General features: G+C 59.2%; 11 protein-coding genes. 4 read left to right on the forward strand and 7 right to left on the reverse strand.

Annotated elements, in window-relative coordinates; genetic code table 11:
- Positions 1–3,139, forward strand: a 3,139-nt coding sequence (locus IVB42_RS19760; protein WP_247471091.1) for an Ig-like domain-containing protein, incomplete at its 5' end; no start/stop codon positions are given.
- 141 nt (positions 3,140–3,280) lie between these two features.
- Positions 3,281–3,604, forward strand: a complete 324-nt coding sequence (locus tag IVB42_RS19765; protein WP_247471094.1) for a hypothetical protein — start codon at positions 3,281–3,283, stop codon at positions 3,602–3,604.
- Positions 3,605–3,928: 324 nt separating this feature from the next.
- On the opposite strand, the gene IVB42_RS19770 is transcribed toward IVB42_RS19765, so the two are convergent.
- The 7 genes from IVB42_RS19770 to IVB42_RS19800 all read right to left on the reverse strand — a co-directional run bounded on the left by IVB42_RS19770 (position 3,929) and on the right by IVB42_RS19800 (position 11,390).
- Entirely contained in the window at positions 3,929–4,240 is a 312-nt protein-coding gene (locus IVB42_RS19770; protein ID WP_247471096.1) for a hypothetical protein, read from the reverse strand.
- 181 nt (positions 4,241–4,421) lie between these two features.
- Positions 4,422–5,348 (reverse strand): ERF family protein, encoded by a 927-nt coding sequence (locus IVB42_RS19775; protein WP_247399575.1) that lies wholly within the window; start codon positions 5,346–5,348, stop codon positions 4,422–4,424.
- Positions 5,349–5,516: 168 nt separating this feature from the next.
- The gene (locus IVB42_RS19780) at positions 5,517–5,729 is read right to left on the reverse strand and encodes a hypothetical protein (RefSeq protein ID WP_247399573.1); all 213 of its coding nucleotides are present in this window, start codon (positions 5,727–5,729) and stop codon (positions 5,517–5,519) included.
- Between the two features lie 317 nt (positions 5,730–6,046).
- A complete protein-coding gene (locus IVB42_RS19785) occupies positions 6,047–6,466 on the reverse strand; it encodes a hypothetical protein (protein ID WP_247295628.1) in 420 nt (139 codons plus the stop codon).
- Positions 6,467–7,422: 956 nt separating this feature from the next.
- Entirely contained in the window at positions 7,423–9,813 is a 2,391-nt protein-coding gene (locus IVB42_RS19790; RefSeq protein WP_247471099.1) for a peptidase domain-containing ABC transporter, read from the reverse strand.
- A 16-nt stretch (positions 9,814–9,829) separates the two neighbouring features.
- Positions 9,830–11,080, reverse strand: a complete 1,251-nt coding sequence (locus tag IVB42_RS19795; protein ID WP_247399569.1) for an HlyD family efflux transporter periplasmic adaptor subunit — start codon at positions 11,078–11,080, stop codon at positions 9,830–9,832.
- A gap of 115 nt (positions 11,081–11,195) precedes the next feature.
- On the reverse strand, positions 11,196–11,390 hold the full coding sequence (locus IVB42_RS19800; protein WP_157643074.1) for a hypothetical protein: 195 nt from the start codon (positions 11,388–11,390) through the stop codon (positions 11,196–11,198).
- Between the two features lie 829 nt (positions 11,391–12,219).
- Between IVB42_RS19800 and IVB42_RS19805 the strand changes: the two genes are divergently transcribed.
- Together IVB42_RS19805 and IVB42_RS19810 are read left to right on the forward strand one after the other, a co-directional pair.
- Positions 12,220–12,849, forward strand: coding sequence for a sigma-70 family RNA polymerase sigma factor (locus IVB42_RS19805; protein WP_247399567.1), 630 nt, complete (start codon positions 12,220–12,222; stop codon positions 12,847–12,849).
- 141 nt (positions 12,850–12,990) lie between these two features.
- On the forward strand, positions 12,991–13,533 hold the full coding sequence (locus IVB42_RS19810; RefSeq protein ID WP_247368015.1) for a hypothetical protein: 543 nt from the start codon (positions 12,991–12,993) through the stop codon (positions 13,531–13,533).
- Positions 13,534–13,571 lie beyond the last annotated feature (38 nt).

The following is a 13,571-nucleotide window of genomic DNA, read 5'->3' on the forward strand; positions in this document are numbered from 1 at the left end:
CCTCGACGGCACCACGCCGATCGGCACCGCCGTCGTGCAGGGCAATGGCAGCTGGAGCACCACGGTCAGCCTCAACAACGGCAGCAACTCGCTGACCGCCCGGGTGAACGATGCCGCCGGCAACACCGCCACCAGCAGCGCGGTGGTCTACACGCTCAGCACCACCGGCCCGACAGTGACCGAGACCCTGGTCGCCGACACCGGCACCTCGGCCATCGACCACGTCACCGCCAACCCGGCGCTGAGCGGCACCGGGCTTGCCAACACCGTGGTCCACTTCACCATTGACGGCACTCCGGTCGCGGCCACCGCCACCACCGAGGCGCAAGGGGCGTGGTCGTTCCTCCCGAGCGGGCTGGCCGATGGATCGCACACCATCGTCGCAAGCCAGACCGACAGCTTCGGCAACACCGGTTCGGCCGCGCTGAGCTTCACCCTGGACACGACTGCGCCGACGGTTGCCATCACCAGCGCCGGCGGACCAGTCAACCAGGCCAGCCAGACCATCACCGGCACGGTCGACGTGGCCGACGCCGGCGCCAGCGTCACCATCCTCGACGGCACCACGCCGATCGGCACCGCCGTCGTGCAGGGCAATGGCAGCTGGAGCACCACGGTCAGCCTCAACAACGGCAGCAACTCGCTGACCGCACGGGTGAGCGATGCCGCCGGCAACACCGCCACCAGCAGCGCGGTGGTCTATACGGTGGGCGTGCCCGGCGCCATTCTCGGCGACGCTGGCGACAACACCCTGACCGGCACCGCTGGGAACGATGCATTCCAGGGCTTCGGCGGCAATGACACGATCAACGGCTTGTCGGGTGTTGATCGGGCGGTCTATGTCGACGCGACCGGGGGCATTACCGCCGATCTGACCGCCGGGACCGTGACGGGACCAGGCGTCGGCACCGACACTCTCATCGGTATCGAAGCCATCCAGGGCAGCAATCTTGCCGACCACTACTCGGCGGTCGGCTTCAGCGGTAACTCCGGGGTGCCTGGTACGCCAATTGGCTTCAACAGCTTCGAAGGCATGGGGGGAGATGATATCATCGTCGGCACGGTCAATCCTTCCGGCGAGATTTTGACTCGTATTTCCTATGTCAATGCGGCAGCAGCAGTCATCGTTGATTTTGTCGCAGGCACAGCGAGCGGCGATGCGTCGGTCGGCAACGACACCTTTACAATCGTCAATTCAGTCATTGGGTCAGCATTTGGCGACGCGCTGCGGGGCAGTGACAATCCGAATGGTACTTTCGAGCAATATGACGGTCGTGCTGGTAACGATCTGATCGATGGCCGCGGCGGCTACGATTTCGCCATCTATAATAACGACGTCACCACAACCACGGGCATAACCGTTAATCTTGCGGCCGGAACCGTCACTGGCGATGCGACGATCGGAACCGATACGCTGCGTTCGATGGAAGCCGTCCGCGGCACCAACTTCGCTGATACTTACGATGCCACTGGTTTCAGCGGTACCAGCACCAATGCCGGATCGAGCGGCACCTTCAATAATTTTGAAGGCATGGGCGGCAACGATGCAATCATCGGCAATGGCAACACCCGACTCCAATATACGCAATCAAGCGCCGGCGTGACGGTCGATCTCCTTGCGGGCACTGCGACCGGCGATGCCTCGGTGGGTACCGATACGTTCACCGGTGTCAACGCCGTCATGGGATCGATGTTTGCGGACGTCTTTTCGGGAAGCGGCGCCAACGAGAACTTCATGGGCCTTGCCGGCGACGATCTTATCAATGGAAACGGCGGCTTCGATACGGCGCAATACGCCAATCTAACCTTCACGACGGGTGGGATCAGCGTTCACCTTGCGGCAGGAACGGTGATCGGCGATGCATCGAGCGGCACCGACACCTTGCGTTCGATCGAAGGCATTCAGGGAACCAATTTTGTCGATACGTATGATGCCACGAATTTCGGCGTCAGCGGCGCGATCGATCCTGCAACCGGACTTCCCTATGCCAACATCGGCAATAACGGCAACCTCAATCAGTTTGAAGGAATGGGTGGTAACGACATCATCACCGGCAACGGCAATACCCGTCTGATCTACGCCAATGCAACCGGCTCCGTGACGATAACTTTTAGTCTCAATGGCTGGACCAGCACCACCAGTGGCGCGTCGGGTACAGTAACCGGTGATGGGTCAGTGGGCATCGATACGTTCTCGGGTGTTGGCTCGGTCTCGGGATCGTCATTTGCCGACACCATCACCGGCTCTGCCAATCCGAGTGGTACGGCGGAAGATTTTTCCGGGCGCGCCGGCAATGACTTCATCGACGGCAAAGGTGGGTTCGACAGGGCATTCTACAACCACGATGGTTCGGCTTCAGGTATTCAAGTCGATATGGCTTCGGGCACGTTGTCAGGTGACGCTGCTATCGGAACAGACACCCTTCGATCAATTGAAGCGATCCGCGGGACCGCCTTCGCCGACACTTATGTCGCGACCAATTTCGGCGTCTCCGGGCCAAATGTCGGTGATTTCGGTACCTTCAACGAGTTTGAGGGGATGGCCGGCGATGACACTATCACGGGCAACGGTAATACCCGCATCGCATTCTACAATGCTCTGGATGCTGTGACCGTAGATCTCGCCGCTGGCAACTCCCATGGAACGGCCTCTGGCGATGTTGCGGACGTCGGTACAGATGCATTCACCGGCGTGAATGCTGTTCGTGGCTCGGGTTTCGCTGACGTCATTATTGGCAACGCTGGAAATAACACGTTGGACGGTCAAGCGGGGAACGATTTTATTCGGGGCGGAGCTGGCGCCGATACGCTGATAGGGGGCGCTGGCGCTGATCAGTTTGTCTTTGCTGCCGTTTCCGAGTCGACTGTTGCAAGCCATGACACGATCAGCGACTTCGTTCATGGGACAGACGTCATTGACATTTCGGGTATCACTGGAGCCACGACCGTCCAAGGCTTGATAGCCGGTAGCACGCAGGTGGCTGCGCATAGTATCGCGTGGATTCAAAGCGGCACGGACACGATTGTTTATGTTAACAGTTCCGGGGCAGCTCAGAACCAGGGTTCGGCGGATATGGAAGTCGTCTTAACGGCCGTAACAGCAAGCAGTTTGGCCAATTTGGACTTCTTCCATGTCTAACAATCGAATCCTTCGCTCCTTCCGCTCGGCCCGCTTACGCCGCGCGTGAACAGCTTGAGATTTCGGTCGGTGAATGCAGGGGCTTCGGTCGCCCCGTCAGACGCGCTTCGCAAAAGATTTTTTTCGCACCGTGATAATTTTATGGAAAAGCTCGCATCTATCCGACTGGAAAGAACTCCTATTGGTCGTCGCACCGGTTGCACCGAAGCCCGAAGCGGGCTGGAGGCAAAGCCGAAGGAACGGCGGATGCCGAGAATTCTCCAGGAACGACTGGATCAAGTTGAGCGCGAAATCGAACTATACCTAGAATTTGATAAGGCCGAGAAAGATCGGCTGAATCGCGAGTCTTACCTGTGGACCGCAGAAGATCGCATCGAGTGGCAGGAGACGCAATCGGCCAATGCTCAAAGAGTTCGTGGATTGCTCGACGAACGTGACGCTCTGCGCAGGCAGCTGGGTTTGTAAGGGCGTCTAGTCGATGCCCTTGAATTTGTATCCGTCGATCGCCGGCGGCCTGCCGGGCTTTAGAGGTTGAGAGCGTTGCGACTCCGCAACGGCTAACAGCAAGACGAGGAGCAAAGCCCAAGCGCTTCGACGGAGATAGTCAGCTCGGCGAAAAATGGAGGCGCGCCGGGGCCGAATATCGGCTCGCGCGGCTCTTTACGATCGGACCGATGATTGTCTGGCAGAAGGTTAGTTTCAGAGCATCTGTTGAGCACTACGGACAACGGCCGATCAGCGCGGCTTTTCATGCAGTGGTCGTCGATCGGTTCTTGTGCAGTATCTCCATCACGCTTCGCTTTTTGCGCTGATCGTACCGATGCTGCGATGAACGTGCCAGAAAGTGTGAGCAATCCGCCAGTCAAACCGATATGGTGACGCGATGCATATCGCACCGGGTGAAGGAGATGGAGGGTCGCGCTGCCAGCTCGAGGCGTTCTGCAGGGTATAGTACTCGGCCTCGTCCGCGAACTCGGGCGCGATGCCGATCAGATCGATGCGGCGCAGGGTCGCTGCGATTCGCCTGTTGGCGCTAGATCTCCAGTAGCTGGTGGCGCAAACATCGATAGCGCTGGATCTCCCAGGATGGTTCAGCGACATCGTTCGCGAGCGGCCATTCGATGGCGGATCGCGGCGCGAGGTCGGCAAAGATCGCTTGCCCGCAGCGATTGGTGGTGCTCGCGGCTCTCACCAGGCAACAGCAGGGGAGGCGGCGCCAGCAATTCGAGCTGAACCGGCATGGCGTTGACGGTGGGCTGCTGTTCGGTTTGGAAAGGGCCGTTCATCGCCGTCTCGCCTCCGAAGCGACGTGTGCGGACATGCTGCTGTCGACGATCGTTGCCGGGCTGGCAATCCCGTGGACGGGGCTTGCCGCCCACAAGTCCTGCGCGACCGGCAATGGCGCGATCTGCATATCGGCCCACCAGGCTCGCTCGTTGCCATGGCGGTGCAGGTCCCGGTGATGGGTGCGGCACAGCGGCACGATGAACTCCTCGCTGACCTTGCGGCCCAGGGATCGCGGTTGCGCAAACTTCAGGTGATGCGGATCGGACGGAGACTGCTGGCAGACCAGGCAGGGCTGTCCGCGCACAAACAGCCGGTGGTTCTTGCTGCGCTTGCGCGGCGGCTCCTTGGGGATGGCAAGCCCCGCCTGTTCGAGGTTGCGCTCAACGTCTGATGCGGATGGCGGGGAGGCTTTCTCGACGCGTGTCTGGTAGGCAGCTCCGACCAGCCGGGCGTCCGGCTCCAACAACGTGTTCTTGAGCGGCAGGTTGGTCTTGGCCCATCCCAACAGGTCCGCGTTGTCTCGCAAGCCGTCCAGTTGCTCCAGCAGACGCTGGCGCAGATCTGCCGAGGCTTGTGGGCCGAGCATCGGTGCGCGGGTGAGAATGCTCTTGGCGGATTTGGCTTTCGGGTTCGTTGGCGGCGCGGCGGGCGCTGCCGCGGTGATCAGATCTGGCGCATCGAAATCGTCTTCGCCAGCAATGCCGACCAGGGTGAACAGCGCGTAGCGGCGGGCATATGTCAACGCTGCGCCCATCCGCTGCGGAGCCGCCATGTCGGCGGCCGGGCATACCCGCCAATCCGAGGCGATCCATTCCCCGGAGCTGTGCAGCAGGGTGGTTGTGAGCTTGATCAGTGCGGTCGCTGGCTCGACGGCGGTGGCCTGAATGATGGCGATCTCATGCTTACTCAGGCACTTGCGCACGATCTCCAGCCCGCTCGCCAGTGACGCATAGCGGAAGCTGCGGCTTTCTTCCCGCGGGAAGGGCGAGGCGATGGTGGGCGGTGAGGGACTTCTCGGGATTTTGCAGTTCAGCCTGCGCGCGGGCTAACGCGCCGGCGATTTGGCTGATGGATTGACTGAAGGGCTGCATCATCGCTGGCTCTCTGAACTGGCCAAAGGCAAAACTACTGCCGGCAGGCGGAATATGAGTTCCGCTGTCATTAGATCATTGAGAGCACGCTCCAGCGCGTGTTCGTCGAGCGCCGTTACCGATCTTAGAAGCTCGTGTCCGAATTCGCGTCCAATGCATGCTGCGATCTGGGCGACTTCCTTTACCGGCGCCAATCGATCGAGGCGCGCCATCAACGAGTCCTGGAGCGCCGTCGGGATCGCTAGGGGCGGCAAAGGACCAGGTTCGCCATGATTCCCTCCCTCAGATTAGCCTTGGTGGCCCTCCCCTGGCCAGTCCGCGAAATCGGAACTCGCGGGAACAGGACGTGCTATTAGGCCGCGGACGAAACGCGGGCACATCCATACTTCCGCTGAGGGCTATGAGCGCCCTTTTCCGACTTCCTAGATTTCACAACGGCAGGGGGATGGGCGCAGCAAGTCCAATTGTCGGAAGTCACGCCGAGCCCGGCGGGATAGGAGGCGAGTTTGGCGAACGTGATCGGCAGAACCTAGTTTTCGAGCTCGACGTACCCCCGAAGCCTGAAGACGATGTCGGGCACAGCGTGGCGCAGGCGTGCAGCGTCTTGCGACGTAGTCGAGAACGGTGCGAACCTGATCATGGCGTTCCAAGGTCGACTTCCGTAGACGGTGATCGAGACTCCGGATTTCGGAAAGCCATCCATTTTGCGAAGCTCACCAAGGACGAGGTCGGCGATCGCCACCGCGGGCAGTCGCGCTCGTTTTTCATCGGGGCCGCCCGGGGACAAGGGAACGAGCGGCTTGGCTGGCGGCGCTGCCGCGACCGCGGGCTCCCGTTGGAGTGTTGACGGCATCTCCGGCGCTGGAGGCGCGGCGACGGGCGACGCGGACCGAGCAAAAATACCACTGATTAACGCCGCAAGGCCTGCATCTTTCGCGTCATCGCTCATTCGCTCTCTCGCAGTTGAGGGTAGCCTAGCAGCTTTCCGAAAGGATACCACCACGCTCTGAGCAAGCGCAGGGCGGTTCCTGTGTTCGCGATCGAACATTCAGGCGTGCAAAGTTTCGCTAAGCTCCTCCTCAGCGAGATACCTGATTCACGAAGGGGCGTCGAAGGTGTTGGGCGGTCTGGTGATGCGCTGGCGTATGCGCAATTTTTTGTTGATTTGTCCATCGTGCAAAAATGCCGCTACCGGGATCCACGGGCGCTACATGCTCGGCCAGGAGCGATTGACGTGCGATCGCTGCGGAGCGACTGACTGTATGACTTTCTGGCGTGAAGGGATAGCTCACCGCGCGTGCGCGATGAGCAGCCGGAAGCACTCTTGCGTTCAGGGCTAGTTAGAACAGCGCTTTTTTGGGGGATAAGAGAATGACAAATTGTGTGATCGTTCGGGCCTATGGAAGGCAATTGGATCAGTTGCGCGGAGAGGCATCCCGCATTTCGCGGGCAAACAAAATCGACTGGTGGATCGAGCGCGGAGTCCAAGGCACACGATTTTGCTTTGAGGACGCTGACGCGAAGAGGGCGTTCGTCTCAATCTGCGAAAACGTCGGTGTTTCGCATATTGATGGCGCCCCGCCCGCGTGAACAGGCGAGACCGCGATTGGTTTGTTCGAGGCGTTCTTCGAATGCCTTGATGGCGGCAGCAGCCAACCGGAGCGTGAGCATCGAGACTAATTCCATGAGGTTCGGAGCGACCCAGGCTCAAGGCTGGGGGAAAGTTGAGCCCGGCCTTACATCGGAATCCAGGCAACAATGAATCGGCTTGTTGAGTCCTATCCGGCCAGGACGTCCTCGCGCGACTTCAGCAGGCGTTTGGCCAGCCGATGGCGTATCCGAGCGGGTCATCGAAGCGAGTGCGCCTTGCATGTCACGCGAAGGATCCGGACTGCGCGAGCCGAATCAGCATCGTGAGAAGTCGATCCTGGCCAGCGCTTCACCCGGGTTGTCGGCTTTGCCACAGTCGTCGGACGGCTTGGGGTTGCAGTCTTTCCGCGGCTGGCAGCAGTCCTTCTGTGAATGGCAATCGTCGTCCTTGGCGTCTTTCCAGTCACTATCGCGCTTCGAGCAATCGCCCGTGGAGTCACCGGGGCAGTCATCGTGGCCGGTCTCGGCCGATTTCGCACCTTCGGCGGCAAACCCGGTGACGCCGACATCTTGCGCAGGCCCCGCTTCTCGTCTGAGGCTCGTCATTCCGACCCGAAACGGTCTGGCCGCCGCGGCAAGATGGATGATCATATCTGTTCCATGGGTAATTTCCGGTCGGTGCGCTACGCTCACGCGAGTCATACTAAGGTGCCGGAGATTCGCATTGATTTCCTTTTCCTTCTCGGTGTCGAGATGTGCCGTGCCCTCGTCCAGAAACAGGATCTTTGGTCGGCGGTAGAGCGCGCGCGCAAGCAATACTCGCTGTTTCTGCCCGCTAGACAACGAGCTTCCCATGTCACCGATGAGGCTGTTGTAGCTCATCGGCATTGCCATGATGTCGTCGTGGATGCCGGCAATCCGCGCGCAATCGATCATCGCTTGCAGATCGAATGCTGTATCAAAAACGCAGATATTGTCGGCAATCGATCCCGACAGCAATTGATCCTCCTGCATCACCGCGCCAATCTGCTCGCGATAAGCGCGCGGTCCAATCTGGCCTAGCGGAAGACCGTCGATCAGAACCTCTCCGCTCGTTGGCTCGAGCAGCCCAAGCATAATCTTGACAAGAGTCGACTTGCCGCAGCCCGATGGTCCCATGATCGTCACGAATTGTCCGGGAGCAACGCACAGATTGACGTTGTTAAGAATCAGAGACTCTCCTTCTGCATACCGGAAGCACACGTTGCGCAGTTCGATCGCGCCGCGAATCTGCCGGATATACGACAGGTCCAGGTGGTGCCCGCGCTCGAGCGGGGTGAGCGCAATGTCGGCGAGACGCTCCAGGTGCAGTCCGAGAATGCGGACATCTACCAGCTTCTCGATCAACAGCGCTGTCCGCTCAGCGAACTGCAGCTTGTAGCTGACGAACGCGAATATCATTCCAACCGTGATGAGGTTGTCCAGTGCGAGACGAGCGGCGAGGTAGATCGTGATTACGTTCTCCAAGCCAAATATCGTGTCGTTCATCGCTTTGAAGCTGATCCTCGCCCGGCCTAGCCGCACGTTGGCGTTAATATACGCAGCATAGCGATTCAGCCACTGGCCCTCCCGTTCGTTTTCTCGGTTGAGCAACTTTAGGCTTTGCACCGCTCGCACGGTTTCGATGAAGGTGGAGTTCTCGTCTGCCTTGCTGTGAATGGCCACTTCGCTCCGTTGTCGGAACATCCCGAAGAGAGCGAGCCGCAGGGCGGCATACAACGCGAACGCCAGCAGGACGACAAGTCCGAGCTGGACGCTGTAGGTGAACATCAACACCAGCATCAACACCGACATGAGACCGTCGATCAACCCCGTGATCAATCCCTCCGCGAGCACGTTGCGGATGGGCTCGATCGAATTGAAGCGTGACAGGATGTCGCCGATGTGCCGCTTTTCGAAGAATGAGAGCGGCAAGCGCACCAAATGATGAAACAGCCGCGCGCCGATTTGAAAGCTCAACGTGTTTTGCAGAACGAGAATAATGAAGGAGCGGGCTGCGGTCGAGGCGATCCGTATCAGGAGAAGGAGCGCGAATCCTAGCCCGAGTACGACCAGGAGATCGACATCTCCCCTGGCGATGACCTCGTCAACCGTGAGCTGCATATAGAAAGGGGCGGCGAGGAGAAGCAATTCGATGACCACTGACAGAACTAGTATTTGGGCCAGAGCATAATTGCTTCCGTTCATTCCGCTCCAGAAAACCGAGAACGGCAGTCGCATTCTCTCATCTGTGCGGCAGAACGTTTCAGTAGGCGAGAGTTCGAGCGCGACCCCGGTAAGATGTCTTGATGCTTCAGTGAGGGGAAACCATTTCTCGCCGGCTGCCGGATCGTGCACCACGATCCCTTTCCTCCTGTACGCTTTCAGAACAACGAAATGAGCCATGTCCCAGTGCAGAATAGCCGGGACACGCAATTGGCAGAGATGGCCGATCTCGATTCGCAGCGGCCGACATGACAGCCCCAGGTGAGCTGCTATCTGCATGAGGTCGCGGAGAGTGACGCCCTTTAGGGACACTGGATGCCGGCGCCGCAGGCTGTTCAAGTCAGTTCGATGACCATGATAAGACGCTACCATGGCAAGACATGCGAGCCCGCATTCCGTCGCCTCCGTCTGCCGGATGACCGGGAGGGATCTGCGTCCGCTGAAATTCAATAGTCCCTGCATGGGCTACATCCTTGGGCTACATCCTTGCGCTTAACACCGGATCAAGCAGCCAGCTCATCAGGGACCGCTGCTCAAGGATCACGTCGGCCCTGAGCAGCATGTCCGGCTGAAGCGGCATCTTACGGCCATAGGCGTCGATGTCGGGCCGCTCGAGAGCCGCAGTCACACGGTAAGCCGGTTCCTTGAGGGCGATCGGCCCGGTCGTTTCGTTGCCGGTCAGAATGGTGTGAGAGACGTTGGTCACGCTGCCGCGGTAGGTGCCGAATTTCTGATAAGGAAATGCATCGTAAAGTATCCGAACCTGCTGGCCGGGGCGCACAAAACCAAACGCGCGTGTCGGAAAGAACAGCTCGGCCTGCAAGTGCGCATCAACGGGAATGATTTCGAGCTGCATATGCCGGGGATCCGCGATTTGGCCTATTGTCGCCTGCAGCGTCGATACGCGCCCACTCGTTGGCGCCTTGATAACGTAAGCCTGCCGCCCATTCACTTCGGCCACGCGCTGTTCGATCGAGGACAGTTCATTACGCAGTCCTCGGATCCTCTCTGCGGCGATGGTTGGGAGTTGCTCGAGTGTATGCCGAGCGTCTGTCAACTGGGTGTGTCGCGCGGTGATCTGCTGATCGAGCGACACCACACTCTGCTTTTGCTCAAGTGCGGCCTGCTCGCGGCGCTTGAGCTCAATCGTTGGTAATGCGCCGCTCGCGGTTAGCTTAGCGCCCGTTGATACGAAGCTCTCGGAAAGTTTCAGTCGCTCGTTTTGGATGTTCCGCTGGTCCTCGAGTTGGATAATCTCTCCTTCAATCCCCTTGATCGTGGAACCGAGGCGATCCCGTTCTGAGGCGGTTCGGCGATCTTCGGCATCGATCTGTCGCTCGACCACATTGCGTTGCTGCGTCAGCACCGCAAGTACGGTCGCATTGACGTCATCTCCATTGGCCGTGATTTGGGAAGTAACTATGGTCAGGAGCGGGTCGCCCCCCGCAACCTCTTGCCCCTCCTTCACGTGTATCGCCTTGATGAAGCCCTGTTGTGGTATGAAAATCTTAGCTGTGCCGGAGGTCGGCGTCAGATACCCGGAGACGGTCTCCTTGCGGGCGTATTGCGCGATGGAGAGAAAACACAAAATGAATACAACGAGCGCCGCAAGGCTCCAGCTAAGCAGTGTGCTCGACAGCGGCTGCAGCAATACGACCTCACCCCAGGTGTGGCGCTGATGCAAAAAGTCGACGGCTTCCTTACGAAACAGAGTTGGTCGGTTCGCCATGGACGCACCTTACTGAAGCGCTGCGCGGGGTATCTTTCCGCCAAAACAAGACTGCGGATGGCTACCGGAGAACCGCTTCCCCGATGGAGAAGCGGTTCGCCGATGCATCCCGCCTTTACCCAATAAAGACTTGGGACTGCTTGGACAGCAGGCCAACCTGAACTTGGTTTCCGCTGAGCACATTGATGTCGCCAGTTCGGATCAGTGATCCGCCATCCTGGCAGCCACAGCCGCCGGTGCCGGCGGCCACGAGGTCGAGCTCCTCATCAGACAGTTCGATAGGGTGAGCAAGTTTGGTCATCTCCAGCATGTTGGTCTCCTTTCGATGTAAGTGGCGGAACATTGATGTAACTGTTGCCACGTCATCACTAGGTGGCCAGATCACAATCTGGATGCACGGTCGCGCAAAAATTTTGTGAGTGGCACGTTTGACGCTTGTTGCATCGGGATGTTTGTAACGTCGTATGCAAGGCGCGCCCTAAAGTGGGAATCAGTGGCGGCTTCGTCACAGTGAATGGACGTTCTGATCTGCTGAATGTTCTGCGCGGCTGCGATGCGACATCGCGGCTTCCGAAGGAAAGCGCGTGGTACTCCAGGGACGCAAGAAGCACCTTAGCTTGTCGCGATGGCTGACCTCATCACGATAGCTGCGCAACTCGCAGCGCCCGTTGGGTATGACAAGGCTCAGAGCCGTCGCAGCTGATTGCGGGCAGGTTGGATAGAGGCGGGAATGTGGGGGATTGAGACGTATTTTATTGAAGGTACTTCGAATGACCCTCGATGGCGTTGCACGGTAGTAGGGTCCGATGCGTGCTCTGAAGTTTTAAACGGGACTTAGGGACCATGTTGACGCCTCCCATTTTCGAAGTCGGCTCGAGGAGTTATGTAGGGCTCACCTCGCAAGCAAGCACGACCCGCTATGGTCCGCCTGCACTCTGACGACCACGTCACCCTTTGGCGATTGGGAAAAAAATTTTTGAAAACTTCCGGGAACGAAGTCGATGCTTGCTGACTTGAGTTCGCCGACAGCGATTTCGTATTTTTTTAAAATCGATCATTTAAATAAATTAAATGCACGACATTAAATGCCGCAGGCCCTGTGGGTGAAAATGTCGCGCATCTGCTCTGCCTTATGAGGGGTGACTTCGACCATGCCCCATCAGTGCCTCGATTTAACAAAGGCAAGGTCTCGCTGCGGCGTAGCGCGCCATGACAGCTATCTCACTGGCGAGACGGCTCTTAATTACGAAACAGCTTTGCTTGAGTGCGCCTCCGGATCGCAGTCCGCCGTCGGCCAGATCTACGCGCGGGAGAAGGAACAGTTGCGCGCGATGGCGCACCGTATCGTGCACGACAGATCGCGTTCCGAGGACGTCATCCACGACGCATTCGCGCAGATTCTCCGATATGCGAAAAACTTCGATCCTGCACGAGGATCCGCCCGGGGCTGGATTTACGCGATCGTCCGCAACACGGCGCTCAAGATGCGGCAGAACGCCAGGCGCGAACTCGCGCTCGAGGACGATGCATTGAATGCCATTTGCGCGCGCGAGCAGGCCGCTCCGAACCCTGCCTCTTGTATCCCAGACAGCATGACGCTGCGAACCATGCTCGATCAACTCGAGCCACAGCGCCGCGCGAGCCTGCTTCTGGCGATCGTCGACGGGCGCACGCACGAGGAGATTTCCGAATACCTCCGGGTTCCTGTCGGAACCGTCAAGGCGTGGATCCGGAGAGAGCTTGTGGCCATGCGCCGGCAGCTCGAATGACGCGTGAATTGTTTTTTCGCCGCTGCATCCATCGGCGTGCTTCGGCGACAGTAGGGGTGATGGCGCGGTGATCCGGGCAGGGCACGCGCGCGTGACGCACGTGCCCGCGACTGTCGCAAAGCTGAAGCGAGGAGCGAAGCCATGTCTATCCTGAGCAGTGTTACGAGCATTCTCGGGCTGATAAAGGGCGCCCCACCCGAGCAATGCACGTCAACCAAGCCCGACGATTATGACGACGGCAGGCTGTCAAAATGGAACGACGATCACAGCGCTGACGACGACTGCTCGAAGAACGGCGACGGCAAGGACAATTATGCCAAGCTTAGCGGCGCCTACCCCAAGGGCGACTACCCAGAGCACGATGGGGGCTGGAAGGACGCCAACGACGGCGAATACCAGCCCAAGGACCATTGCGATCTCGAGCCGGCTGACGATGGCAGCAGGGGCGACACCGATCGCAGTCCGGGTGACGCGCTGGCCAAGTTCGACTTCTCCCATAGTGAGTTCGCGGGTGATTTCAGCTCGCACGGTCCAGATCATTCGGGTGACATACACGGCGCGCTAGCTTCGATGTCTTGCGACGATGCGCTCGAATACGCCATCGGTTTGATGGGCCCAATGGATCACTTCGACGTAGGGCATTTCGACACGGCGACGGATACGTCGCACGACACGGACGCCTGACATGCCGAAGAGACTCGCCTGGCGGTGAATGCTGCCGG

The sequence above is a fragment of the Bradyrhizobium sp. 45 genome (genome assembly GCF_023073155.1).
Taxonomy (GTDB): Bacteria; Pseudomonadota; Alphaproteobacteria; order Rhizobiales; family Xanthobacteraceae; genus Bradyrhizobium; species Bradyrhizobium canariense_D.

Bases quoted from the DNA above. Each gene is read 5' to 3' on its own strand.
- IVB42_RS19785 (WP_247295628.1), bottom strand. From the start codon at position 6,466: ATGAGCGATGACGCGAAAGATGCAGGCCTTGCGGCGTTAATCAGTGGT.
- IVB42_RS19800 (WP_157643074.1), bottom strand. From the start codon at position 11,390: ATGCTGGAGATGACCAAACTTGCTCACCCTATCGAACTGTCTGATGAG.
- IVB42_RS19765 (WP_247471094.1), top strand. From the start codon at position 3,281: ATGGAAAAGCTCGCATCTATCCGACTGGAAAGAACTCCTATTGGTCGT.
- IVB42_RS19795 (WP_247399569.1), bottom strand. From the start codon at position 11,080: ATGGCGAACCGACCAACTCTGTTTCGTAAGGAAGCCGTCGACTTTTTG.
- IVB42_RS19770 (WP_247471096.1), bottom strand. From the start codon at position 4,240: ATGTCGCTGAACCATCCTGGGAGATCCAGCGCTATCGATGTTTGCGCC.
- IVB42_RS19780 (WP_247399573.1), bottom strand. From the start codon at position 5,729: ATGGCGCGCCTCGATCGATTGGCGCCGGTAAAGGAAGTCGCCCAGATC.
- IVB42_RS19810 (WP_247368015.1), top strand. From the start codon at position 12,991: ATGTCTATCCTGAGCAGTGTTACGAGCATTCTCGGGCTGATAAAGGGC.
- IVB42_RS19790 (WP_247471099.1), bottom strand. From the start codon at position 9,813: ATGCAGGGACTATTGAATTTCAGCGGACGCAGATCCCTCCCGGTCATC.